Genomic DNA, 769 nt, shown 5'->3' on the forward strand with positions numbered 1-769 from the left:
TCACCGGTCAAGATGGTGCCTATCTTGCCGAACTTCTGTTGCAAAAAGGGTACGAGGTGCACGGCATCAAGCGCCGTTCGTCCCTGTTCAACACGGACCGCATCGACCACCTGTACCAGGACCCGCACGAGGCGAACGTGCGCTTCAAGCTGCACTACGGGGATTTGTCGGACTCGACGAATTTGATCCGCATCATCCAGGAGGTGCAGCCCGACGAGATATACAACCTGGGGGCCATGTCGCACGTGAAGGTGAGCTTCGACACGCCCGAGTACACGGCCAACGCCGACGGCATCGGCACCTTGCGCATCCTGGAAGCGGTGCGCCTGCTGGGCCTGACGCAGAAGACGCGCATCTACCAGGCCTCCACCTCCGAGCTCTACGGGCTGGTGCAGGCCGTGCCCCAGTCCGAGACCACGCCCTTCTACCCCCGCTCGCCCTACGCCGTGGCCAAGCTCTACGGCTACTGGATCACGGTCAACTACCGCGAGGCCTACGGCATGTTCGCCTGCAACGGCATCCTCTTCAACCACGAATCCCCCCTGCGCGGCGAAACCTTCGTCACCCGCAAAATCACCCGCGGCACGGCGCGTATCGCCATGGGCCTGCAGAAGAAAATCTACCTGGGCAACCTGGACGCCAAGCGCGACTGGGGCCACGCCAAGGACTACGTGGAGGCCATGTGGCGCATCCTGCAGCAGGACACGCCCGAGGACTTCGTCATCGCCACCGGCGTGACCACCACCGTGCGCGACTTCGTCAGGATGGC

The 769-nt window shown here is 63.3% G+C and carries 1 protein-coding gene; it reads left to right on the top strand.

Going from position 1 to position 769, the window contains the following annotated elements:
* Window positions 1-769: GDP-mannose 4,6-dehydratase (gene gmd, locus B0919_RS24480; RefSeq protein WP_139362389.1), on the top strand; the 769-nt coding region annotated here is incomplete at both ends.

The sequence above is a fragment of the Hymenobacter sp. CRA2 genome (assembly GCF_002007105.1).
Lineage (GTDB): Bacteria > Bacteroidota > Bacteroidia > Cytophagales > Hymenobacteraceae > Solirubrum.